The organism is Pseudoduganella rhizocola, assembly GCF_045984285.3.
GTDB lineage: Bacteria > Pseudomonadota > Gammaproteobacteria > Burkholderiales > Burkholderiaceae_D > Rugamonas.
Genome location: NZ_JBJQIK030000006.1, coordinates 255,566 through 279,032 on the forward strand (window position 1 = coordinate 255,566; position 23,467 = coordinate 279,032).

Sequence of the window (23,467 nt, forward strand, 5' to 3'; positions counted from 1 at the left end):
TACTTATTTAAGGGGTTTACCGATGAAAGCAATGATTCTTGCGGCCGGCAAAGGCACGCGTGTGCGCCCTTTGACCTATGAACTGCCGAAGCCGATGATTCCCATCCTCGGCAAGCCGGTGATGGCCTACCTGGTCGAACACCTGGCGCGCTATGGCGTGACCGAAATCATGGTCAACGTCAGCTACCTGCACGAGAAGATTGAAGAGTACTTCGGCGAAGGCCACCAGTTCGGCGTGCAGATCGGTTACTCCTTCGAAGGCTATACCAATGACGAGGGCGAAGTGGTGCCCGAACCCATCGGTTCGGCCGGCGGCATCAAGAAGATCCAGGAATTCGGCGGCTTCTTCGACGAGACCACCATCGTGCTGTGCGGCGATGCGCTGATCGACCTCGACCTGAAATCGGCCCTGTTCGAGCACCGCCGCAAGGGGGCGCTGGCCACCGTCATCACGCGTGAAGTGCCGTGGGATAAGGTCAGCAGCTATGGCGTGGTGGTGAGCGACGAGAACGGCCGCGTTACCGCCTTCCAGGAAAAACCGAAGCAGGAAGAGGCGCGTTCGAACTGCGCCAGTACCGGCATCTATATCTTCGAGCCGGAAGTGATCGACCTGATTCCATCGGGCCGTCCCTTCGATATCGGCTCAGAGCTGTTCCCCCTGCTGGCCGAGCGCGGCCTGCCTTTCTACAACCAGACCCGCAAATTCGACTGGATCGATATCGGCAGCGTGAAGGACTACTGGGAAGTGCTGCAGGCCGTGCTGCTGGGCGACGTGGCGAACATGAAGGTGCCGGGCGTACAGGTAGAGGAGGGCGTGTGGGTCGGCCTGAACACCAGCATCGACTGGAGCGAGGGCACGAAGATCGAGGGGCCGGTGTATATCGGTTCCGGTGCGCGCATCGACGCCGGCGCCCATATCGTGGGCCCGACCTGGATCGGCCACGGCAGCCATATTTGCTCTGGAGCAAAGGTGGTGCGCAGCGTGTTGTTCGAATATACTCGGGTGTTACCGGATGTTACGCTAGAGGAATTAATCGTCCTGAAAGAGTATAGTGTCGACCGTTCCGGCGAAATGAAGCACGTCTCGCAGTACGAATCGGACGAGTGGGCGAATGCCCGCGACCGCCGCGCGCAGCGGCGCCGTTTTGAGGGCGGCGAAGGCATGCCCGAAATTCCGCAACTACAACAGAAAAAAGCATGAAAATTTATCCCGTAATCCTGTCCGGCGGCGCCGGCACCCGGCTGTGGCCCCTGTCGCGCGCAGCCTTGCCGAAGCAGTTGCTGCCGCTGGTTTCCGACAAGACCATGCTGCAAGATACGGCGCTGCGCCTGAACGGCCGCGCCTCAGCCGGCCAGGCCGAGCTCATGCAGCCGCTCGTGGTGTGCGGCAATGAACACCGCTTCCTGGTGGCCGAGCAGATGCGCGAAATCGGCGTCAAGCCGCTGGCCATCCTGCTGGAGCCGGTGGGCCGCAACACGGCGCCGGCCGTGGCCGCCGCGGCCCATTTCCTGCAGAAGAAGGACCCGCAGGCCGTGATGCTGGTGCTGCCGGCCGATCACGTGATCACCGACACCGAAGCCTTCTACCAGGCCATCCTGCGCGCTGCCGCGCAGGTGGAGCAGGGCGCGCTGGCGACCTTCGGCATCGTGCCGGCCGGTCCTGAGACCGGCTACGGCTACATCAAGAGCGGCGAAGCGCTGGCAGGCGAAGGCGCCTTCAAGGTGGACCGTTTCGTCGAAAAGCCGGACCGTGAAACGGCGCAGGGCTTTGTCGCGGCAGGCAACTACTTCTGGAACAGCGGCATGTTCCTGTTCCGTGCCGACAGCTACCTGAAGGAGCTGCAGCAGTTCCAGCCCGCGATGGCGGCCGCCAGCGCGGAAGCAGTGGAGAAGGGCTACGGCGACCTCGATTTCTGCCGCCTGGAGGAAGCGGCCTTCACGGCCTGCCCATCCGATTCCATCGACTACGCCGTGATGGAGCATACGCGCCACGCGGTGGTGGTGCCGGCCTCGATCGGCTGGAGCGATGTGGGCTCCTGGTCGGCGTTGTGGGAAGTGCAGGACGGCGACGGCAACGGCAATGTGAGCCGCGGCGATGTGTACCTCGACAATGTGAAGAACACCCTGGTGCGCGCCGAAAGCCGCATCGTGGCGGTGGTGGGCGTGGAAGACCTGGTGGTGGTGGAGACGCCGGACGCGGTGCTGGTGGCGCACAAGGACCAGGTGCAGCGCGTGAAGCAGGTGGTGGACCACCTGAAGGGCCAGGACCGCACCGAGCACCTGCACCACACGCGCGTCTACCGTCCGTGGGGCTGCTACGAGGGTATCGACATCGGTGAACGCTTCCAGGTCAAGCGCATTACGGTGAATCCGGGCGGCAAGCTGTCGCTGCAGATGCACCATCACCGCGCCGAGCACTGGGTGGTGGTGAGCGGCACTGCACGCGTGACCTGCGGCGACAAGGTCAGCCTGCTGACCGAAAACGAATCGACCTTCATCCCGATCGGCATGAACCACCGCCTGGAGAATCCGGGCAAGGTGCCGCTGCACCTGATCGAAGTGCAGTCCGGCAGCTACCTGGGCGAGGACGACATCGTGCGCTTCGAGGACGTTTACCAGCGCGCCTGAGGCGCTCTGCAGTGACTTGCAAAAAGGAGGCTACGGCCTCCTTTTTTACTTTCGGTGGCCGCCCGACAACTTCCCGTCTCTTTGTAGGCTCGCTCCTACAGCAGCCGGAACTTTTTTCGGTGTGCGAAATACGTATCACTTTCCCCTTTAACGGCGGGCTTTCTCCTGAGGCCGATTTCGCACAATTTTCCTAAGGCATTGTTTTTATGGGGAAATTTTTACATATTTCTTTGATAAGGTGGCATTTTAGACATGTAAGATCGCCCCCGCAGTGATCGAAAACTGTGTAGGCCACTCTTGTGTCCTGCGGACCTTTTTACGGGGGTAATAATGAAGAAACTGAAAACCGCTCTAGCTGCAATCGCCATCGCTGGTACCGCCTGGTCGGCCCAGGCAGCCGACATCAGCACCACCGGCAGTATCGCCCTGACAAGCGGCACCAACTACTTCGGCCGCGTGCTGGACGGTGCTGCCGGCGACACCTTCACCGACCGCTGGGACTTCGCTTCGATTGGCACCTTCGACCTGGCTGCCGGCGTGATTGCTATCACCCCGGGCACCACCGACGGCATCTCGATTGACCATTTCGAACTGTTCAACTCGGCCGGCCTGTCGCTGGGCGGCACCTCGCTGTCCAGCGGCATGACCGATGTGTGGACCCTGTCCACCACCCACCTGGTGCCGGACAGCTACTACCTGCAGGTGTCGGGCACCCTGCTGGGCGACGATGCAGCCAGCTATGGCGGCACCCTGACCACTGTCACCGCGGTACCGGAGCCTGAAACCTATGGCATGCTGATCGGCGGCCTGGGTCTGCTCGGCTTCCTGGCACGCCGCCGCAAGCAGGCGTAAAAGCAACAGGGCAACACGAGGAAAGGGAGGCGCAAGCCTCCCTTTCTGTTTTCCGGGCGCTATAATCGCCCGACCTTCCCACGGAGACCAGGCATCTTGCGAGCCACGATATTGCTGTCACTTCTGCTGCTGACGGGCGCCGCGCAGGCGCAGATGGCGGTACCCGGCCTCGATGCCGCGCATCTGGCCATCGTGGTCAATGACGAGGAGGCGAACAGCGTGGCGATCGGCGAGTTGTACCGCAAGGCGCGCGATGTGCCGGCGCGCAATGTGGTGCATGTGCGCATCCCCGGCAAGCCGCACAAGCTGACAGCCGAGCAGTTCGCCAGACTCAAGGAAGAAATCGACAGCAAGCTGCCGCACGATATTGAAGCGGTGCTGATGGTGTGGACCGCACCGTGGGCCGTGGAGTGCAACAGCATCACCTCGGCCTACACGCTGGGCTTCGACCCCGAGCAGTGCGTGAAGACCTGCAGTGCCGGGCGCCCGAGCGCCTACTTCAATTCACCGGCGCCCCGTCCTTCCGCCGCTGCCGCCGGCCTGCGCCTGTCCATGCTGATGCCCACCGAGTCCGTGGCCGATGCAAAGGCCCTGATCGGGCGCGGCGTGGCCAGCGGCTTCCGCCTCACGCCCGCCACGGCCTATTACCTGATTACCGGCGACAAGGCGCGCAACAGCCGCGCCCCGTTCTTCCCCCGCTCCACCACGGTGCCGCCGAAAAAGCTGGCGATCCGCACGCTGCAGCAGGAAGTGCTGGAGGGCGCGCAGGACGTGCTGGTCTACCAGACGGGCCGCGCCAATGTGGACAAGCTGGACACGCTGAAGTTTGTGCCGGGAGCGCTGGCCGACCACCTGACCTCCTGGGGCGGCAATCTGCTGGGCACGGAACAGATGAGCAGCCTGCGCTGGCTGGAGGCGGGCGCCACCGCCAGCTACGGCACGGTGAGCGAGCCCTGCAATCATTGGCAGAAATTCCCCAATCCCAGTGTGCTGCTGCGCCATTATGTGAATGGCGCCACTGCGATCGAAGCCTACTGGAAGAGCGTGGCCTGGCCGGCCCAGGGCGTGTTTATTGGCGAGCCGCTTGCTGCGCCTTATCGGCGCGCCGGCGGAAAATAAGGCTGATCAGGGCCAGGCCGCCCAGCATCGCGGCATAGCTGGCCGGTTCCGGTACGGCGGCCATGGCTGCAGCGCTTTTCTTGGCATCCGCGCTGGCGGCGGAGCCTGCGGCGGCACCGCCCATGCGTCCGCCCATGCCGAACTGGCTGTCGATGCCGCTGAATTCAGCCGCGCCTTTCTCGATGAATCCAAACTCGTCCACTGAGTAGGGCACCCACGGCACCTCCGCAACCTTGCGGCGGGTTTCCGATTCCGTCACATCGATGGTTTCCACCGACTTGCTCAGTTTGAGGGGCTTGGGACCTTCGTGGCCCTCGTTGAACTTGCGCAGTTCCTGCTCGTTCTCTTCGTGCTCCCAGGGTTCCAGCTTGCGGCCTTCTTCCGTCATGCGGGTGGCGGTGAACTGCTTGCCGTCTTCGAGGCGGCAGGCGCTCTTCACACCGTCGATCTTCACATTGGACTTGGCTTCTTCGCGTTCCTCGCCGTCTTTCGGTTTGGCCTTGATGGAATTCAGGCAGGCCGAGCCGCCCTGTGCCTGGGCCTGCGGTGCGGGCGCCGGGGCAGGCTGCTGCGCCAGCACGCTGGCGCTTGCCATGGCGAAGGCCATGGGCAGGAGGCGGCGGAGCAGGGCAGAAGTCATGGGAAGAAATGGGAACAGATGAGCTCACAATGTAGCACGGACAGGGTCATTTCGCTAGGGAAAGCTATCTTGCAGCCATCGTGGAAGCCGCATTCTGTGGCGTTTTAGTCCGTCCGGACTAAGGCCGCGTCATCAAAGCGTCATAACATAAAGATAATATTTAATTTGCAATAACGATATTATTTACATAACGCTGAGAGGTAGCCATGTCCCGTTTCCCAAAATTGCGCCTGAGCGTGCTCGCCGCTGCACTGGCAGCCTGCGGCGCGCCCGCGCTGGCCGCATCGGATGTCGTCATCAGCCAGGTGTATGGCGGTGGCGGCAATGCCGGCGCCACCTACAAGTCCGACTTCATCGAACTGCTGAACCGCAGCACGGCGCCGGTCGTCATGAACGGATGGAGCGTGCAGTATGCGAGCGCGTCCAACGGGAACTGGGCGGTCACGGCGCTGCCGGCGGTAACGCTGCAGCCGGGGCAGTACTACCTGGTCCAGCAGGCCACCGGATCGGGCGGCACGGTCGCCCTCGTGCCCGACCATACGGATAACAAGGCCATGAGCGGCACCGGCGGCAAGGTGGCGCTGAGCAGCAGCACCGCCGCCCTGAGCGGCACCCAGCCCGCCAGCAGCGCGCTGGTGGACCTGGTGGGCTGGGGCGCGAGCACGGTCGGCTATGAGGGCACGGGGCCTGCCGGCGGCACCGCGAACGCGACTGCGGTACTTCGCAACGGCGAGGGCTGCGAGGATAGCGACAACAATGCCGCCGATTTCACCGTCGGCACGCCGACGCCGCGCAATACGTCCTCGCCGGTACGGCAATGCAATGTGGCGGTGGAGAAGCCCATCGTTGCAAGCTGTCCCGCAGCGCTGGCGGTGGGCGAAGGCCGCGCCGGCGGCCTGCAGCTGAGCGCGCGCGACGCGGACAGTGCCGTGAACGGCGCGGCCATCACCTCCGCTGCCGTACCGGGCATCAGCCTGCAGAACTTCCAGGCTGCGGCGGATGAGGGCGGCATGGCGGGCGTGCGCCTGCAGGTGGCGGCAGGCACGCCGCTGGGAAGCTATCCGGTGCAGGTGCGCTTCACCAACGACGAGGCGCAGGAAGCCAGCTGCACGGTCAACGTCAGCGTGGTGGTGCCGGCTTCGCCGACCCGCAGCATTCCGCAGATCCAGGGGCCGGGCCCGGCCAGCCCGGTGGCGGGCACGGTGCAGACCACCGAAGGCGTGGTCACGCGCAAGATCGACGGCGGCTTCTTCCTGCAGGATACGGCGGGCGATGGCGATCCCGCGACCTCGGACGGCATCTACGTCTTCAGCAGCGATGCGGCGGCCAGCGTGGAAAGCGGCGACGTGGTGCGCATTACCGGCTCCGTATTCGAGTACACGCCGGGCGGCGCCAGCCGTTCCTTCACCGAGCTGAAGGACGTGACAGCGACCGTGGTGATGGGCCCGGGTGCCATGCCGTCCCCGGTATACGCCGCATTGCCGGGCGACCTGGCCCGGGTGGAAGGCATGCTGGTGCAGTTCACCCAGCCGCTGACCGTATCGCAGAACGCCTACCTGGGCAGCCGCGGCGAGCTGTCGCTGTCGGCCGGCCGCCTGGAGATTCCCACCAACCGCTACCTGCCGGGCAGCGCCGAGGCGCAGGCCATGGCGGCGGCCAATGCGGCCAGCCTGATCGTGCTGGACGACGGCCTGTTCCAGACGCCCGCAGCCATTCCCTATATCGGGCAGGACAACACGGTGCGCGCCGGCGACACCGTCAGCGGCCTGACCGGCGTGATCGATTTCGGCAGCTACGGCGGAGGCGGCGCAGGCTTCAAGCTGCAGCCGGTCGTGCAGCCGCTGTTCTCCCGCGATAATCCGCGCGATGCGGCGCCCGCACTGCCTTCCGGGAACGTGAAGGTGGCCAGCGCCAACGTGCTGAACTTCTTCACCACCTTTACCAACGGCAGCAATGTGGCGGGCCAGACCGGGCAGGGCTGCAAGCTGGGGAATACCGTGAACCGCAGCAACTGCCGTGGCGCCGACAATATGGTGGAGTTCGTCCGCCAGCGCGACAAGATCGTCGCGGCGCTGAAGGGGGTAGACGCCGATGTCGTCGGTTTGATGGAGATCGAGAACAATGGCGACGGCAGCGTGGGCTACCTGGTGCAGAGCCTGAACGCGGCTTACGGCAGCGATGTGTATGCCGTAGTGCCGGCCCCGGCTGCAACGGGCACCGACGCCATCCGCGTGGCCATGATCTACAAGCCGGCGCGCGTAGCGCTGGTGGGCGGCGCGCTGGCCGATGCCAATGCCATCAATAACCGGCCGCCGATGGCGCAGACTTTCCGTGCCCCGAACGGCGGGAAGTTCTCGCTGATCGTCAATCACCTGAAGTCGAAAGCCAGCTGCCCTTCGGCCAGCGATCCGGAATACGAACAGGGCGACGGCCAGGGCTGCTGGAACCCGACCCGCGTGCAGCAGGCGCAGCGCCTGGTGAACAGCTTCGTGCCCCAGGTTGTGGCGGCGGCCGGTGATCCGGACGTGCTGCTGATCGGCGACATGAATGCCTATGGCATGGAAGACCCGGTGCGTGTCATGACCGGCGCCGGCTTCGTCAACCAGCTGGAACGCTTCATCCGCCCGGTGGCGCTGCCGTATTCCTATGTGTATGGCCACCAGGCCGGCTATCTCGACCATGCGCTGGCGAGCGCATCGCTGAGCGCACAGGTGCAGGGCGCCGCCGAATGGCACCTGAATGCGGACGAGCCGGAAGTCATCGACTACAACACGGACGGCAAGCCGCAGGACCTGTATGACAACAGCCCCTTCCGCGCATCGGACCACGATCCCGTGCTGATCAGCCTTGACGTGCAGCCTTCGTATACCGACGTCAGCGCCGGCGTGCAGACCGCGGCGCAGGGCCTCTACTACAACCGCGCCACGCAGAAGTTCAGCGGCAACCTGATGGTGACGAACACCGGCGGCACGGCGCTGGCCGGCCCGCTGCAGGTGGTGCTGGGTGGCCTGGGCGCTGGCGTCACCCTGTCGAACGCCAGCGGCAGCCATGAGGGCGCGCCCTACATCACGCTGGGCGCGGGCCTGGCGCCGGGCGCAACGGCCACTGTGCCGCTGGTGTTCAGCAATCCATCGAAAGGCGTCATCAACTACGCTGTCAGCGTGTACAGCGGCAGCTTCTGAAGGGAACGACCATGAAAGCATTACTACGCAAAACCGCCATCGCGCTGCTGCTGTCGGCCTCGAGCGCGCTGGCCCTGGCCGAGAGCACCGTGCATGTGGAACTGAACACGGCGGAGCTGGGCGGCGCAGGCTGGCTGGACCTGCAATTCAATCCGGCGGACGGCGGCACGCCGCCGGCCTGGGCCGAGCTGACGCAGCTCGGCGGCTTCGCCGGCGGGGCGGACGTGGTGCTGGATGGCGATGCCGCCAGCACGCCGTCCGGCTACCGCATCGGCAACGGCACCGCCTTCAATGCCGTGCTGCAGGGCGTGACTTACGGCGGCGTGCTGAGCTTCAACATCACTTTCAGCGGCGACGCCTCGGCACTGTCCGGTTCGCGCGTCTCGATCGCGGCGCTGGACGGCAATTACCTGCCGCTGGGCGTGGCGAACAGCGAGGGCCTGCTGGCGCAGATCGACTGGTTCGCGGGTGCAGGCGGCCAGGGGCAGGCTGCCATCAGCACCTTCGATCCGCAGATTGCCAGCGTGACGGCGGTGCCCGAGCCCTCGTCCTTCCTGATGCTGGGCGCGGGCCTGCTGCTGCTCACCAGCGCGATGCGCCGCCGCAAAGACTGAGCAATCTGTCAGTCGTGCGCTACAGACAGCGCCTGCCGTTTATGGCAGCGCGCTGTCCGGCGCCGTGCTTCTCATAGGGAAAGGCGATTCATACGCGTCCGCACTGAATACGCTTGGAATTTCGAATAAGTGCGGGCGGAAATTTTTCGGCATAGTAATACCCACTATGCCAGCGACCATTCTCCTTATCGACAGCGATGCGGCAGCGAGCCAGCTGATCGCGCTCAACCTGACGCAGGCGGGCCATGCCGTGCGCATCGCCCGCAATGCCGAGGACGGCCGCCGCCATGCCCTGCTGGAGCAGCCGGACCTGGCGCTGCTGGAGTGGGATCTGCCGGATGAGTCCGGCCTGTGGCTGCTGCGCCGCCTGCGCACGCAGGCCGATATCCCCGTCATCATGCTGACCGCCCGGAGCGCCGAGCAGGACAAGGTGCTGGCGCTGGAAAGCGGGGCGGACGACTACATCACCAAACCTTTCGGACCACGCGAGGCGTTAGCGCGGGTGCATGCGGTGCTGCGGCGCCGGCAGCCGCAAGGGCTGCAGCAGGGCGGCCTGAGCCTGGACCCGCGCACCCTGCGCGTGAGGGCAGGCAATTGCGAGCTGGTGCTGGGCCGCGTCGAATTCCGCCTGCTGAATTTCCTGATGCAGCATCCGCAGCGCGTGCATAGCCGCGCCCAGCTGCTGGACCAGGTCTGGGGCAATGCCGTCTTCCTCGATGAACGCACGGTGGACGCCCATGTGGGCCGCCTGCGCAGCGCCCTGCAGCCCAGCGGCCACCACAGCCAGATCGAGACGGTGCGCGGCAGCGGCTACCGCTTCGTGGCCTGAACATGCATACGCTGTCGCGCAGCGAGCAGGAGTATCTGACGCATGCGCTGGAAGCCGCGCTGCAGGTGCAGGACCGCGCGGGCTTCTTCCTGTGGTCGCAGGGGCCGCTGCAGGCCCTGTTGCCGCACCGCCTGCTGGTCTGGCTGCAGCTGGGGCCGGACGGCAACCCGCAGGCGGCCGAATGCGTGCACAGCGAAGTGCTGCCCGCCGCCTTGCGCAGGGCGCTGGCCGATCCCGAAGCCGGCCTGGCCGTGCGCCTGCTGCGACAGCGCGGCAGCCAATTGCCGCAATTGTTGCAGGCGGATGTGGACGGTGCGGATGCCGCCGCGCTGGGCATGCTGGGCCTGCGCAATGTGCTGGTCCATGGCGGCAGCGGCAGCTTCTTCCTTCTATGCGATGTGGCCGGGGACGGGGAGCGCTGCGCCTGGCTGCTGCGGCTGCTGATGCCCCAGCTGCACTGGCTGGCGCAATGCTGCGCGGCCCGGCCGGCGCTGGCCCGGCCGCTGTCCGCGCGCGAGGCTGAAATCCTGCACTGGCTGCGCGAAGGCAAGAGCAATAGCGAAATTGGCATGATTCTTGGTATTAGCGCAATGACCGTCAAAAACCACCTGCAGCGGGTGTACCGGGTACTCGGCGTGAGCACGCGGGCACACGCTGTAGCGCGCAGCTTTGTCTCCAATTGTCGTACTCTTCAGTAAAAGCTTCACACCGGACGGAAAACGTTGTCGAAACCTCAAATGGCATGGTAGCCTTGGCCGTTCATTCCCTGTAATGATTCCCTGATTTTCGGAGGTTGTGTCGGATGTTCGCAGCACAGATTTGGAAGAAACGTGCCGGCTTCACGCTGCTGGAGCTGCTGGTGGTCATCGTGATCATCGGCCTGCTCGCGGCCTATGTCGGCCCGAAGTATTTTTCGCAGCTCGGCAAGTCGGAAGTGACGGTCGCCAAAGCGCAGATCGAAGCCTTCGAAAAATCGCTCGACACCTTCCGGCTCGACGTGGGCCGCTACCCGACCACCGAAGAAGGACTGGCAGCGCTGCAGGCCGCGCCCGCTACCGCAGGCGCGAAGTGGAACGGTCCCTACCTGAAGAAAGGCATTCCGCCCGACCCATGGGGCAATCCTTACCAGTACAAGGCGCCCGGCACGCGCGGCGAATACGAAATCACCTCCACGGGCAAGGATGGCCAGCCCGGCGGCACCGGCGATAACGCCGACATCAGTTCGCAGTAAGCCTGCTGCATTCCACTGCCATGCAGTTCGACGTCCGCACCCTGTCGCCGGAAATGGTGATTGGCCACATGGTGGTCGATGGCCGCGACGAGGCCGACGCGCGGCGCCAGGTGGAAGCGCGCGGCCTGTTCGTCAGCGCCATCCATCCGGTGCGCGGCGCACTGCGCGCGGGACGCGGCAAGGCCTTATCGCTCGTGCTGTTCAGCCAGGAGCTGCTGGCATTGCTGAATGCAGGGCTGGGCATCGTGGAAGCGCTGGAGGCCCTGCTGGAAAAGGAAGCGGCGCCCGCCACCCGCAGCGTGCTGGAACGCCTGCTGGCCGGCCTGCGCGAGGGCCAGCGTTTTTCCACCGTGCTGGCGGAGCAGCCGCAGTTGTTCCCGCCGCTGTATGTGGGCATCGTGAAGGCGGCGGAAGGCACCAGCGACCTGCCGCGCTCACTCGCGCGCTATATCGATTACCAGCAGAGGATCGACCTGGTGCGCGGCAAGATCGTCAGTGCCGCCATCTATCCCTGCATCCTGCTGCTGGTGGGCGGGGGCGTGTCCATGTTCCTGATCGGCTATGTGGTGCCGCGTTTCGCCGAGGTCTACCAGGGTGCGGGCCGCAACCTGCCATGGATGTCGCAACTGATGCTGAGCTGGGGCCAGTTCGCGGGAGCGCATACGGGCGCGCTGCTGGCGGCGCTGGCCGTGGCGCTGGCTGGCCTGGTGCTCGGCGTGCGGCGCCTGATGGCGAACGGCGGCTTCGTGCGCCTGCTGGGCCGCCTGCCCGCCATCGGCGAGCGGGTCCGCATCTACGAATTGTCGCGGCTCTACCTCACGCTGGGCATGCTGACCGAAGGCGGCATCACGATCGTGCAGGCCATCGATACCGTGCAGGGCATGGTGTCGGCCAATGTGAAGAGCGGTTTGCAGTCGGCGCGGCTGGCGGTGGAGGCGGGCCTGCCGCTGTCCTCGGCCTTCGAGGCGAACGGGCTGACGACGCCGATCTCGCTGCGCATGCTGCGCGTGGGCGAGCGCACCGGCGACATGGGGCCGATGCTCACGCAGTCGGCGGCCTTCTATGACGGCGAAATCAGCCGCTGGATCGACCGCTTCACACGTACTTTCGAACCGCTGCTGATGGCGGGTATCGGCCTGGTGGTCGGCGCCATCGTGGTGCTGCTGTACATGCCTATTTTTGATCTCGCCGGAGAGATGTCATGAGTAATCCGGCACTGCATTCCGTCGCCGCGCTGCCCGTGCTGGACGCGGCCCTGCTGGCAAAGGCGCGCGGCGCGCGCGCCCTGTCGAAACGCACCCTGGTGGAAGAACTGGAGACGCTGACCGGCAGCGAGCCGCGCCTGCTGGTGCGGGCGCTGGCCCAGCCCTTCGGCCTGTCCGTGCTGGAGACGGCGGAGATGCTGGCGTTCACGCCGGCCTTCGAGCTGCTGCCGCTGTCGCAGGCCATGGCCCGCCATAGCGTGCTGCTGCGCACGCCGGACGGCACGCTGGTGGGCGTGATCGCCGATCCTTTCGACCTCGACCTGCAGACCTGGCTGGGCACGCAGGCGCGTGCCACGGCTTCCGCACCGCTGCAGATGCGGCTTGCGCTGCAGTCCGATATCCAGGCCTACCTGTCGAAGCAGGAAGAGTCGGCGCGCGCCGTCGATACGCTGCTGCCCGGCGCCGACAATGCGCGGCGCGACGGCAAGACGGCGGCCGTGCTGTCCTTCGCTTCCGTGTCGGAAGGGGCCAGCCCGGCGGTGCGGCTGGTGAATTCCACGCTCTACGATGCGCTGAAGGCAGGGGCGTCGGACATCCACCTTGAAAGCACGGCGGGCGGGCTGGCCGTGAAATACCGCGTGGACGGCGTGCTGGATCATGCCACGGCCGTCAATGGCATCGAGATTGCGGAGCAGATCATCTCGCGCCTGAAGGTGCTGGCCGAACTGGATATCGCCGAGCGCCGCGTGCCGCAGGACGGCAGCTTCCGGGTGGAGTCGGGCGGCCGCGAGATCGACCTGCGCGTATCCATCATGCCCAGCATTCACGGCGAGGATGCGGTGATCCGTATCCTGGACAAGCGTGCCATGATCGAATCCTATGGCGCGCTGACGCTGGAGGCGCTGGGTTTCGACGCACCCTCGCTGGCTACCTTGCGCACGCTGGCGCAGGAGGCCTACGGCATGCTGCTGGTGACGGGGCCGACCGGGTCCGGCAAGACCACCACGCTGTATGCGGCGCTGACCGAAATCCACAACGGCCGCGAGAAGATCATCACCATTGAAGACCCGGTGGAATACCAGCTGCCCGGCATCCTGCAGATCCCGGTCAACGAGAAAAAGGGCCTCACCTTCGCGAAGGGGCTGCGCTCCATCCTGCGCCACGACCCGGACAAGATCATGGTGGGCGAGATCCGCGACCGCGAAACGGCGGAAATCGCCGTGCAGTCCGCTCTCACGGGCCACCTGGTGCTGACCACCGTGCACGCCAACAATGTGTTCGACGTGTTCGGCCGCTTCACGCACATGGGCATCGATCCTTACGCCTTCGTGTCTGCGCTGAACGGCATCTGGGCCCAGCGCCTGGTGCGCATCAACTGCCCGCACTGCGCCAGGGAGTACACGCCGTCCGACGAGGAGCTGGCCAGCGTGAACCTGGCGCGCGCCGACGTCCACGGCTACCGCTTCAAGGAAGGCAAGGGCTGCGGCGACTGCCGCGGCACCGGCTTCAAGGGCCGCCGCTCGATCGCCGAGATCCTCACGCTGAACGACGAGATCCGCGAACTGATCGTCGAGAAGCGCCCGATCCGCCAGATCAAGCAGGCCGCCTATGCGAACGGCACGCGCAGCCTGCGCCAGGCGGCGCTGGAAGTGGTGAAGCGCGGCGACACCACGATTGCGGAAATCAAGCGGGTGACGCTGCATGCTTAGGTTCCCCGGTCAATCGCTGCGCATCGGCATCGCGCCGAATGCCGTCTCGCTGCTGCGCGTCAGCCGCTGGCGCGGCCCGAAACGCACCGTCATCGCGGAGCGCGCCTATGTTGCGCCGGCCGATGGCGCGGGCCAGGCCGAGGCGCTGGCCCACGCGCTGCGCGCGCTGCTGGAAGGGCAGGACACCCGGGGCTGGCCGCTGGCCGCCGTGGTCTCCGATGAACTGGTGCGCCTGTGGCAGGTAAAGCCGCCGCCCCAGGCCACGCGCCTGGCCGATATCGAAGCGGCTGCAGCCCTGCGTTTCCATAGCCTGTACGGCGAAGCGCCCACCGCCTGGCAGGTGAGCGCCGACTGGCGCGCGGGCGAGCCTTTCTTCGCCGCTGCGCTGCCGCGCACGCTGCTGGCTGCGCTTGAAGTGGCGGCCCAGGACCACGGCATGACGCTGGTGGAATGCGTGCCGCACTTCGTCACCGCCTGGAACCGCTGGCATCGTGCGCTGCGCGCGGAGGCATGGTTCGCGCATGCCCATGGCGAGCTGCTGACGCTGGCCGCGATCGAGGGCGGCCAGCTGCTCGCGCTGCGGGCCTTGCCGCTGCCGCAGGGCGCCGACCACCAGTGGCTGACGCAGTCGGTGCAGCGCGAAGCGCTGCTGCTGGGCGCCAATGTGCCGCCGCTGGTGCAACTGGCCGGCCAGCTGCCGCCGCAGCTGGCCAGGCCGGCCGGCAGCGGCCAGGTGCCGGTGACGCTGCTTGGCAGTGCGGCAGCGGGCGAGCAGCTGTCTGCCGCCTGCCTGCTGGCGGCATCGGGGAGCGCGGCATGAAGCGCATGCATATCGATTTCGCACAGCAGGGCTGGCGCCGCACGCTGTACCGCCTGCATCCTGCGTTCGCCGTGGCGGGCATCGTGGGCCTGCTGCTGTGCATTGCGGGCGTCGGGATGGCCATGCACCTGTCGGCGCAGCGCGCGGCGCGCGCGCAGCAGCTGCAGGACGTGCGCCAGCGCGCGGCCGCCATGGCGCGCCTGCCCGCCGCCGTGCCGCAGGCGGCCATTCCCGCAGCGCAGGCGGGCGCCGTCAATGCGGCCGTGCTGCAGCTGAACCTGCCGTGGCGCGAGCTGCAGGATGCGGTGGCGGCCGCCACGCCGCCCAGCATCGCCCTGCTGGCGCTGGAGCCGGACGCGCGCAAGCAAATCCTCAAGATCACGGCCGAGGCAAAGAACAGCGACGAGATGGTGGGCTATATCGAACTGCTGAAGCAGCAGGAGTTTTTCCGCTCCGCCGCGCTGGCGCGCCATGAGATTGGCGACCAGGATCCGAACCGGCCGATCCGCTTCCAGGTGGAAGCCCAGTGGGGGATGCGATGAAGCGCCAGATGCCTTCGCCGATGCTGTCGATGCAGCTGTGGCTGATGCGCCGCGGCCCGGCCGTATGCGGCGCCGTGGCGCTGCTGACTCTCGGCCTTGCCCTGTGGGCCTGGCTGCTGCCGCAGCGGCTGGCGCAGCAGATCGAGATGCAGCAGCCTTTGCCTGCGCCGTCCGCGCTGGTGCAGGCGCCGCCGCCGCCAACGGCCAATGAGAACCTGACGCTGTTCTACCAGACCCTGGGCGAACGCCGCTACGTGGAGCAGCAGGTGAAGACCCTGTTCGACCTGGCTGCGAAGACGGGCCTGAGCCTGAACCAGGGGGAATACAAGTCCGGCTACGACAAGGCATCCGGCGTGAGCACCTACCAGATCACGCTGCCGGTGCGCGGCCCTTACCAGAACATCTGGCAGTTCGCGCTGCAGGCGCTGGCGGCCATGCCCTATGCGGCGCTGGACGAAATCGGATTCCGGCGCGACGCGATCGGCGACCCGTCGGTGGAGGCGCGGCTGCGCTTCACGCTGTACCTGAAGGAGCAGCCATGAAGCCGCGCCACCTGCTGATGGGCGCCGCGCTGCTGCTTGCTGCGGGCCTGGTGCTGTTCGGCGACCGCACGCCGGCCGATGGCGTGGCCGAGCCGGTGGAGCGCGCCGCGCGCCCGCCCGCCCCGGCAGCAGCCGTGCCGCGTGCTGCCGCGGGTCAGGCAGGCGAGGGCGCCGGCGGCGAAACCGTCATCCTGCGCCTGGTGCCGCGCGCCACCCTGATCGGCGAGGCTGGGGAGGCGGCCTTCCGCAGCGGCGAGGGCGTGTTCCTCGGCCAGAACTGGAATCCGCCGCCGCCGCCCGCGCCGAGCGGCCCCGTGGCGCCGCCGCCGCCGCCCAGCGCACCGCCCCTGCCGTTCACGGCGATCGGCAAGGCCGTGACGGATGGCCAATGGGAGGTCTACCTGGCGCGCGGTGAACAGACCTATGTGGTGAAGAACCACACCGTGATCGACGGCGTATACCGGGTGGATGCGATTGCGCCGCCCACGCTTACTATTACCTACCTGCCCATGAACCAGGTACAGCAGCTCAACATTGGAGTCTCCGACTGATGCCAAGTCAATCGCACCGTGCAGGCCGCAGCCTGCGAACCGCGCTCACCCTGTCCGTCATGGTGGCAGCGCTCAGCGGCTGCGCTGCGCAGATGGCTTTCCGCGACGGCCGCGAGCTGATCGCCAAAGACCAGGTGGAAGCCGGCCTGCTCAAGCTGCAGGAAGCCATCGCCAGGGAGCCGGGCAATGCCGAATACCGGGCCGCCTACATGCAGGCGCGCGACCGCGCCAGCATGCGCTACCTGGAGCAGGCCGAGCGCCAGATGGAAGAGGGCCAGAATGCGCTCGCCATGGAAAACCTGCGCCGCGTGCTGGCCATGAATCCACAGAACGAACGCGCGCGCGCCGGATACCGCACGCTGGAGATGAACGAGCGCCACAGCAAGGCGCTGGCGCTGGCGGCGGAACTGGTGGCGAAGAAGGACTACGACCTGGCCAAGGCCAAGGTGAATGCCATACTCACCGAGAAACCGGACCATGTGGAAGCGCGCGCACTGCTGCGCGAGATTAACGACAAGGCGCCGCCGGTGCAGAACGAAGGCGCGCTGGCCAAGGCCTACAAGCAGCCGATCACCATCGAGTTCAAGGACGCGCCGCTGAAGCAGGTGTTCGAAGTGATTTCGCGCCGCTCCGGCCTGAACTTCGTGTTCGACAAGGACGTCAAGACCGATACCCGCACCTCCATCTTCCTGCGCAACAGCACGGTGGAATCCGCCGTGTATTACGTGCTGATGGCGAACCAGCTGGAGCAGCAGGTGCTGGACCAGAACACGGTGCTGGTCTACCCGAACGTGGCGGCCAAGCTGAAGGAATACCAGGAAACCGTGGTGAAGACCTTCTACCTCGCCAATGCGGAAGCGAAGAACGTCGCCAATACGCTGAAGACCATCCTCAAGTCGCGCGATGTGGTGGCCGACGAGAAGCTGAACCTCGTCATCATGCGCGACAACACGGACGCTATCCGCCTGGCGGAAAAGATCGTGGCGCTGCAGGACATGGCGGAGCCGGAAGTAATGCTGGAAGTGGAGATCCTGGAGATCAAGCGCAGCCGCCTGATCCAGCTGGGCATCCAGTGGCCGACCGAGTTGTCGCTGGCGCCGCTCAACACGGCCGGCGGCACCAACCTTACGCTGGCGGACCTGGAGGGGCTGAACCGGAACCGCATCGCCATTTCGGATGTCAGCGCAACTGTTCGCGCCAAAAAGACGGACGGCGATTCCAAGCTGCTGGCAAACCCGCGCATCCGCGTGCGCAACAAGGAGAAGGCCAAGATCCAGATCGGCGACAAAGTGCCCGTGATCACCACCACTGTCTCGCCGGGCACCAGCGGTTTCGCCCAGGAGAGCGTCAACTACGTTGACGTGGGCCTGACGCTGAATGCCGAGCCGACCATCTACCTGAACAACGAGGTGGGTATCCGCATTGCCCTGGAAGTGAGCAACCTGGTTGACCGCATCACGACCAAGAGCGGCAGCACCGCCTACCAGATTGGTACGCGGCAGGCGACCACGATGCTGCAGCTGAAGGACGGCGAAAACCAGGTGCTGGCGGGACTGATCAACAACACCGACCGCAGCTCCGGCAACCGGGTGCCGGGACTGGGCGACATTCCTATCCTTGGCCGCCTGTTCGGCGCAGGCCTCGACGAAAGCGAACAGACCGAGATCGTGCTGTCGATCACGCCCCACCTGGTGCGCAACCTGCAGCGGCCGGAAGCGGCGGCTTCCGAATTCTCGGCGGGCACCGAAGCGAACTTCCGGCGCAAGCCCGATGTCAGCGTGCGCACCGTGGTGGCGCCGCCGGCACGCACGGCCCCGGCTCCGGCAGGCTCGCCCACCGGCGCCTTCGCGCCGGGCGCCCAGCCTTCGGCCGTGCCGCAGCCGCCGCAGCTCGGCGCGCCGCAGGATGCGCCTGCGCCCGCCAGCGGCGTTACCATGTCCACCACCCAGCCGGGGCAGGCCAGCAGCGTGTCGCTGCCGGCGCCGCCGCCGGCGGTGCCGGTACAGCAGGCGGCGCCCACGCCGCCCGCGCCGCCGGGCAACCCGCCGCCGGCGCAGAACCAGTGAGCATGGCGATGCACAGGCCGCGCGGTTTCACGCTGATCGAGCTGCTGGTCACGCTGGCCATCCTCGGCGTGCTGGCCTCGATGGCGGTGCCTGTGGCGCAGACCGTGATCCAGCGCCGCAACGAAACGGCGCTGCGCACGGCCCTGCACGATATCCGCAAGGGCCTGGACGCCTACAAGCAGGCTTACGACGACGGCCGCATCGAGAAGACCCTGGGCAGCAACGGCTATCCGAAGACGCTGGAAACGCTGGTGAAAGGCGTGCCGGACCTGCGCAACCCGAAACGTGCAAAGATCTACTTCATGCGCCGCATCCCGCGCGACCCGATGAACCCGAATATGGAAGTGACCGAAGCCCAGAGCTGGGGCAAACGCAGCTACGCCAGCGAAGCGGACGAGCCGCGCGAGGGCGAGGACGTATTCGATGTGTATTCCACCTCGGAGCAGGCAGGCCTGAACGGCGTGCCTTATAAGAAATGGTAGCGCAAATGGTAAGGCGGCGCGGCTTCACGCTGATCGAGCTGCTGGTGGTGCTGGGCATCGTGGCGCTCCTGCTCACGCTGGCCGTGCCGCGCTATTTCCCCAGCGTGGACCGCAGCCGCGAAACCATACTGGCCGAGAACCTGCGCAATACGCGCGCCGTGATCGACCAGTTCTATGGCGATACCGGCAGCTATCCCGAATCGCTGGAGGAGCTGGTGGAGAAGAAGTACCTGCGCGCGCTGCCGGTGGACCCCATCACCGAGCGCAGCGACAGCTGGCAGCTGCTGCCGCCGGAAGCGCCGGCCAAGGGCAGCGTGGCCGATATCAAGAGCGGAGCGCCCGGCAATGGCCGCAACGGCATCCCTTACGCCGAGTGGTAGGCCGGCCCGGCGCCGCGCCGCAGGCTTCACCTATATCAGTCTCATCATCCTGCTGGCCGTGATCGGGCTGGCCACGGCCGCCACCCTGCGGCTGGGCGCCACGCTGCAGCGGGCGGCGGCGGAACAGGCCCTGCTCGACATCGGCGAAGAGTTCAGCAATGCCCTGCGCAGCTACGCCGCCGCCACGCCCCAGGGCCAGCCGCAGCAGCCGCCCACGCTGCAGCACCTGCTGAAAGACCCCCGTTTCCCCGGCACCCGGCGCCACCTGCGCAAGATTTTCGTCGATCCCATGACGGGCAAGGCGGAGTGGGGCGTCGTCTATTTAGGCGACAAGGTGGGCGTGGTTGGCATCTACAGCCTGAGCACGGCGAAGGCGATCAAGGTAGCCAACTTCCCGCAGCGCTTCCAGGCCTTTAACGGACGGGAGTATGTGGCGGACTGGAAGTTTACCCGCGACGGGCAGGATCCGCCGCTGCCCAAGCCCGCGGGCGCCTTGCCGCCGCTGATTCCCCCGCCGCCGACCGCGCCCCCGCCACCGCCAAAACCGGTCCAGCCGTCGCAGGAGATGCCTCCTGTTAACGAACCTGAGCCTGTCCAGCCTCCTGAGCCCGCCGAAACTGTCGAGCCGGAAACACAATCGAGCTGATCCGTCGTTCTGTTACAAAAAAAGCACTGAAAATAATTTTTTTATAACGTGCGCACTAGACGCGCGATAAAAAAATGATATTATTTTCCTCAGCAATTGATCACCGAACAGCGACTAAACTACTCTCCTAAGGACAAGCTCATGAAACTGAAATATGCAGTCGCAGGCCTGCTGGCCGCCGCCTCCTTCTCCGCTTTCGCTGACGACCAAACCGTGTCCCTGAGCGTGGGTGCGGACAACTTCTTCAGCAGCGCCGGCCAGACCGAAGTTCTGTCGGGTGGCCTGGACGTGATCACCTTCGACGGCCTGGATGCCGGCGTGTACAACATCGTTGTCACCCTGAGCGGCCAGAACCTGACCTTCGACGCGGCACAGTCGAACCTGAACGGCGTAACCGGCGAAGCCTTCGGCTCCGGCAAGCTGAAATTCTGGGGCGTTGACACCACCGGCATGACGCCATTCACCCTGGAACTGTTCGGCTCGGCAATGACCGGCGCGAAGTACAGCGGCGAAGTGACCGTGATGGCTGTTCCGGAACCAGAAACCTATGGCATGCTGATCGGCGGCCTGGGCATCCTGGGCTTCCTGGCACGCCGCAAGGCAAAGAAGTCCTAAGCAGTCCTTTAGTTTCATGAAGAAGGCCCGCGCAAGCGGGCTTTCTTCATTTTAGCTGCCTGTTTTATTTTGCCCGGCGCTTGAAGTCGCGCAGGCGGAATCCCAGCGCCAGCAGCACGCCGAAGTAGATGATGGCGCAGCCGCCGATCACCAGCAGCAGGGCGCCGATACGCAGCAGGGGTAGGGCGCGCAGTGCGATCCAGTCGAACTGGGCGGCGCCATACCAGCCGGCAGCACCCATCAGGCAGGCGGCCAACACCAGCTTGACGAAGAATTTGCCCCAGCCCGGCAGCGGATGGTAGATGCCGCGCTTGCGCAAGCCCATGAACAGGAAGCCTGCGTTCAGGCAGGCGGCGAGCCCGATCGACAGTGCCAGGCCGGCCACGCCGATGAAGGGCACGAACGCCAGGTTCATCAGCTGCGTCGCCACCATCACCCCCAGCGCAATGCGCACCGGCGTGCGGATGTCCTGCTGCGCATAGAAGGCGGGCGCCAGGGTTTTCACCAGGATGATGCCGGTCAGGCCGACGGCATAGGCCACCAGCGGCATGGCCGAGGCCTGCACGTCGCGCGCCTCGAACAGGCCATAGTGGAAGAGGGTGGCAATCAGCGGCACGGCGGCGACGGCAATGCCGACGGCGGCCGGAATCGCCAGCAGCAGGGTCAGGCGCAGGCCCCAGTCCAGCAGGGCCGAATACTCGGCCGTGTCGCCGTCGACCTTGGCTTTCGACAGGCTGGGCAGCAGGATGGTGCCCAGCGCCACGCCCAGCAGGGCGGTCGGCAGTTCCATCAGGCGGTCGGCATAGGTCAGCCAGGACACATTGCCTTCGCCGAGGCGGGCGGCGATGGTGGTGTTGATGATGAGGCTGACCTGGGTGGCCGAAACGGCCAGCACGGCCGGGGCCATCTTTTTCAGCACGCGGCGCACGCCCGGGTCGCGCAGGCCGCCCACCGGGTTGATGGACAGGCGCGGCAGCATGCCGATTTTCACCAGCGCCGGGACCTGGATGGCCACCTGCAGCAGGCCGCCAACCATCACTGCAATGGCCTGGGCATAGATAGGCTGCTCCAGCCATGGCGCCAGGAAGACGATGCCGGCGATCAGGGAAATATTCAGCAGCACCGGGGTGAAGGCCGGGATCTTGAACTGGCGCCAGGTATTCAGGATGCCGCCGGACAGCGCCACGAAGGACATGCACGCTATATAAGGGAACATCAGGCGCGTCATCCACACCATGGCCTGGTTGGCCTTGGGATCGTCGCTGCCCGTGCCCGCAATCAGGTAGAGGAAGAGCGGGGCGCCCACGATGCCGAGCAGGCTGACGATCACGGTGGCCCAGACCAGGGTATTGGCCACGTGGTCGGCCAGCTCTTTCGTGGCCTGATCTCCCTGTTGCGCCTTGTACTCGGCGAGGATGGGCACGAAGGCCTGGGAAAATGCACCCTCGGCAAACAGGCGGCGCAGCAGGTTGGGCAGGCGGAAGGCGATATTGAAGGCGTCCGTATAGGCGCCGGCGCCGAAGGCGCGCGCGAACAGGGTGTCGCGCAGCAGGCCGGTAATCCGCGACAGCATGGTCATGCTGGAAATGGCGGCAAGGGTTCTGAGCAGGTTCATGGGCGCTGATTATAGCTGCGCTACCTCCTTGCACGCTGCCACAAAGGCAATTAATCCCGTTTACGGATTGCTGTGGCGGGAAAAGTTCGTTATAATTTAAGGCTGTACAGAATTCAGTAGCGCGTAACAGGGCGTCTGGCAGCAGACCGACACGCCGCACTGAGAGGCACCGGTTTGGCAAACGCTACTGTTTGCAAACGAACTTTGACAACGATTTAGGAAATTCCATGGCAAATACCGCACAAGCGCGCAAACGCGCTCGTCAAGCTGTTAAGCAAAACGCACACAACTCCGCCCAGCGTTCGACCCTGCGCACCGCCATCAAGGCTGCCCGCAAGGCGATCCAGGCTGGCGACAAAGCTGCTGCGACCCAGATCTTCCAGGCTTCCGTGTCGACCATCGACTCGATCGCCGACAAAAAGATCATCCACAAGAACAAGGCCGCTCGCCACAAGAGCCGTCTGGCAGCTGCCCTGAAGGCACTGTCCGCCTAAGTTCGTGGACGGCGGCAGTCGCCGCCAAACAGGTGCACAAGAATAACCCGCATGGCGCAGCCATCGCGGGTTTTTCGCTTTTCTGCTTCAGTTCCGGCCCGCGCTTCCGCTGCGCAGCTCGGCCGGGTCGACTTCCATCCATTCGCCCGGCATCAGGGGATGGGTGGCCAGGGAAATGGCGCCGATGGCGCTGCGCACCAGGCGCAAGGTGGGCAGGCCCACGGCCGCCGTCATGCGCCGCACCTGGCGGTTCTTGCCTTCCTGCAGGGTAATGGCCAGCCAGGAGGTCGGCTTGTCCAGCCGCACCCGGATCGGCGGATTGCGCGGCCACAGCCACTCCGGTTCGGCAATGCGCACCGCCTTGCAGGGCTGGGTGACGAAATCGCCCAGGTCCAGCGGGGCCTGCAGGCGGGCCAGGGCCTCGTCCGTCGCCACCCCGTCCACCTGCACCAGGTACTGTTTCGCTTCCTTGCGGTCGGGGTGGGCGATGGCGTGCTGCAGCTTGCCGTCGTCGGTCAGCAGCAGCAAACCTTCGCTGTCGGCGTCCAGCCGGCCGGCCGGATACACCTTGGGAATCTTCACGTAGTCGGCCAGCGTTTCACGCTCCGGCTGGGGCGAAAACTGGCACAATACATCAAATGGCTTGTTTAATAAGATCAGGGACATTCACGGATTGTACCGAGACGGTGCATAATGTGGAATACG

24 protein-coding genes are annotated in these 23,467 nt (G+C 65.7%); 21 read left to right on the forward strand and 3 right to left on the reverse strand.

The features are described 5' to 3' along the window. Positions 1-22 precede the first annotated feature (22 nt). The 4 genes from ACJRPG_RS15705 (at position 23) to ACJRPG_RS15720 (ending at position 4,599) form a co-directional block, all read left to right on the forward strand. A complete protein-coding gene (locus ACJRPG_RS15705; protein WP_408001030.1) occupies positions 23-1,201 on the forward strand; it encodes a nucleotidyltransferase family protein in 1,179 nt (392 codons plus the stop codon). Then, the gene (locus ACJRPG_RS15710) at positions 1,198-2,628 is read left to right on the forward strand and encodes a mannose-1-phosphate guanylyltransferase/mannose-6-phosphate isomerase (protein WP_408001031.1); all 1,431 of its coding nucleotides are present in this window, start codon (positions 1,198-1,200) and stop codon (positions 2,626-2,628) included. The genes ACJRPG_RS15705 and ACJRPG_RS15710 overlap by 4 nt, the downstream gene beginning before the upstream one ends. A gap of 330 nt (positions 2,629-2,958) precedes the next feature. After that, positions 2,959-3,480, forward strand: coding sequence for an FxDxF family PEP-CTERM protein (locus ACJRPG_RS15715; protein WP_408001032.1), 522 nt, complete (start codon positions 2,959-2,961; stop codon positions 3,478-3,480). 111 nt (positions 3,481-3,591) lie between these two features. Continuing rightward, on the forward strand, positions 3,592-4,599 hold the full coding sequence (locus ACJRPG_RS15720) for a TIGR03790 family protein (protein WP_408001033.1): 1,008 nt from the start codon (positions 3,592-3,594) through the stop codon (positions 4,597-4,599). Here the strand turns inward: ACJRPG_RS15720 and ACJRPG_RS15725 are convergent. After that, positions 4,550-5,239 carry a PEP-CTERM sorting domain-containing protein gene (locus ACJRPG_RS15725; RefSeq protein ID WP_408001034.1) on the reverse strand — a complete coding sequence of 230 codons (690 nt, stop codon included), beginning with the start codon at positions 5,237-5,239 and terminating at the stop codon, positions 4,550-4,552. The two genes, ACJRPG_RS15720 and ACJRPG_RS15725, sit on opposite strands and share 50 nt — an antisense overlap. Before the next feature lie 206 nt (positions 5,240-5,445). Between ACJRPG_RS15725 and ACJRPG_RS15730 the strand changes: the two genes are divergently transcribed. The 16 genes from ACJRPG_RS15730 to ACJRPG_RS15805 all read left to right on the forward strand — a co-directional run bounded on the left by ACJRPG_RS15730 (position 5,446) and on the right by ACJRPG_RS15805 (position 20,653). Then, the gene (locus ACJRPG_RS15730; RefSeq protein WP_408001035.1) at positions 5,446-8,421 is read left to right on the forward strand and encodes an ExeM/NucH family extracellular endonuclease; all 2,976 of its coding nucleotides are present in this window, start codon (positions 5,446-5,448) and stop codon (positions 8,419-8,421) included. 11 nt (positions 8,422-8,432) lie between these two features. Beyond that, the gene (locus tag ACJRPG_RS15735) at positions 8,433-9,035 is read left to right on the forward strand and encodes an NF038129 family PEP-CTERM protein (protein ID WP_408001036.1); all 603 of its coding nucleotides are present in this window, start codon (positions 8,433-8,435) and stop codon (positions 9,033-9,035) included. Between the two features lie 166 nt (positions 9,036-9,201). Beyond that, positions 9,202-9,864 carry a winged helix-turn-helix domain-containing protein gene (locus ACJRPG_RS15740; protein ID WP_408001037.1) on the forward strand — a complete coding sequence of 221 codons (663 nt, stop codon included), beginning with the start codon at positions 9,202-9,204 and terminating at the stop codon, positions 9,862-9,864. Positions 9,865-9,866: 2 nt separating this feature from the next. Beyond that, positions 9,867-10,562, forward strand: coding sequence for a LuxR C-terminal-related transcriptional regulator (locus ACJRPG_RS15745; RefSeq protein WP_408001038.1), 696 nt, complete (start codon positions 9,867-9,869; stop codon positions 10,560-10,562). 104 nt (positions 10,563-10,666) lie between these two features. Next, on the forward strand, positions 10,667-11,095 hold the full coding sequence (gspG, locus tag ACJRPG_RS15750; protein ID WP_408001039.1) for a type II secretion system major pseudopilin GspG: 429 nt from the start codon (positions 10,667-10,669) through the stop codon (positions 11,093-11,095). 20 nt (positions 11,096-11,115) lie between these two features. Continuing rightward, positions 11,116-12,300 carry a type II secretion system F family protein gene (locus ACJRPG_RS15755; protein WP_408001040.1) on the forward strand — a complete coding sequence of 395 codons (1,185 nt, stop codon included), beginning with the start codon at positions 11,116-11,118 and terminating at the stop codon, positions 12,298-12,300. After that, entirely contained in the window at positions 12,297-14,009 is a 1,713-nt protein-coding gene (locus ACJRPG_RS15760) for a GspE/PulE family protein (RefSeq protein WP_408001041.1), read from the forward strand. The genes ACJRPG_RS15755 and ACJRPG_RS15760 overlap by 4 nt, the downstream gene beginning before the upstream one ends. Continuing rightward, the gene (locus ACJRPG_RS15765; RefSeq protein ID WP_408001042.1) at positions 14,002-14,829 is read left to right on the forward strand and encodes a hypothetical protein; all 828 of its coding nucleotides are present in this window, start codon (positions 14,002-14,004) and stop codon (positions 14,827-14,829) included. The genes ACJRPG_RS15760 and ACJRPG_RS15765 overlap by 8 nt, the downstream gene beginning before the upstream one ends. After that, positions 14,826-15,371 (forward strand): PilN domain-containing protein, encoded by a 546-nt coding sequence (locus ACJRPG_RS15770; protein ID WP_408001043.1) that lies wholly within the window; start codon positions 14,826-14,828, stop codon positions 15,369-15,371. Before ACJRPG_RS15765 ends, ACJRPG_RS15770 begins: the two co-directional genes overlap by 4 nt. Then, positions 15,368-15,913 (forward strand): hypothetical protein, encoded by a 546-nt coding sequence (locus tag ACJRPG_RS15775; RefSeq protein WP_408001044.1) that lies wholly within the window; start codon positions 15,368-15,370, stop codon positions 15,911-15,913. Before ACJRPG_RS15770 ends, ACJRPG_RS15775 begins: the two co-directional genes overlap by 4 nt. Continuing rightward, positions 15,910-16,464, forward strand: coding sequence for a hypothetical protein (locus tag ACJRPG_RS15780; protein WP_408001045.1), 555 nt, complete (start codon positions 15,910-15,912; stop codon positions 16,462-16,464). The genes ACJRPG_RS15775 and ACJRPG_RS15780 overlap by 4 nt, the downstream gene beginning before the upstream one ends. Beyond that, on the forward strand, positions 16,464-18,530 hold the full coding sequence (locus tag ACJRPG_RS15785; RefSeq protein WP_408001046.1) for a secretin GspD/PilQ domain-containing protein: 2,067 nt from the start codon (positions 16,464-16,466) through the stop codon (positions 18,528-18,530). Before ACJRPG_RS15780 ends, ACJRPG_RS15785 begins: the two co-directional genes overlap by 1 nt. Before the next feature lie 2 nt (positions 18,531-18,532). Continuing rightward, positions 18,533-19,012: a type II secretion system protein gene (locus ACJRPG_RS15790; protein WP_408001047.1), complete on the forward strand. Its 480-nt coding sequence runs from the start codon at positions 18,533-18,535 to the stop codon at positions 19,010-19,012. 5 nt (positions 19,013-19,017) lie between these two features. Further along, positions 19,018-19,392, forward strand: a complete 375-nt coding sequence (locus tag ACJRPG_RS15795; protein ID WP_408001048.1) for a type II secretion system protein — start codon at positions 19,018-19,020, stop codon at positions 19,390-19,392. After that, positions 19,358-20,038, forward strand: a complete 681-nt coding sequence (locus ACJRPG_RS15800; RefSeq protein ID WP_408001049.1) for a type II secretion system protein — start codon at positions 19,358-19,360, stop codon at positions 20,036-20,038. The genes ACJRPG_RS15795 and ACJRPG_RS15800 overlap by 35 nt, the downstream gene beginning before the upstream one ends. 141 nt (positions 20,039-20,179) lie before the next feature. Next, positions 20,180-20,653: an FxDxF family PEP-CTERM protein gene (locus ACJRPG_RS15805; RefSeq protein ID WP_408001050.1), complete on the forward strand. Its 474-nt coding sequence runs from the start codon at positions 20,180-20,182 to the stop codon at positions 20,651-20,653. Between the two features lie 64 nt (positions 20,654-20,717). Here ACJRPG_RS15805 and murJ read toward each other — a convergent pair whose 3' ends face one another. Next, a complete protein-coding gene (murJ, locus tag ACJRPG_RS15810; RefSeq protein ID WP_408001051.1) occupies positions 20,718-22,268 on the reverse strand; it encodes a murein biosynthesis integral membrane protein MurJ in 1,551 nt (516 codons plus the stop codon). 227 nt (positions 22,269-22,495) lie between these two features. On the opposite strand from murJ, the gene rpsT reads away from it, so the two are divergent. Continuing rightward, complete coding sequence (rpsT, locus tag ACJRPG_RS15815; RefSeq protein ID WP_231768541.1) at positions 22,496-22,762, forward strand: 30S ribosomal protein S20; 267 nt, start codon at positions 22,496-22,498, stop codon at positions 22,760-22,762. A gap of 87 nt (positions 22,763-22,849) precedes the next feature. Here the strand turns inward: rpsT and ACJRPG_RS15820 are convergent, their stop codons facing one another. Further along, the gene (locus ACJRPG_RS15820; protein WP_408001052.1) at positions 22,850-23,428 is read right to left on the reverse strand and encodes a pseudouridine synthase; all 579 of its coding nucleotides are present in this window, start codon (positions 23,426-23,428) and stop codon (positions 22,850-22,852) included. Between the last annotated feature and the right edge of the window lie 39 nt (positions 23,429-23,467).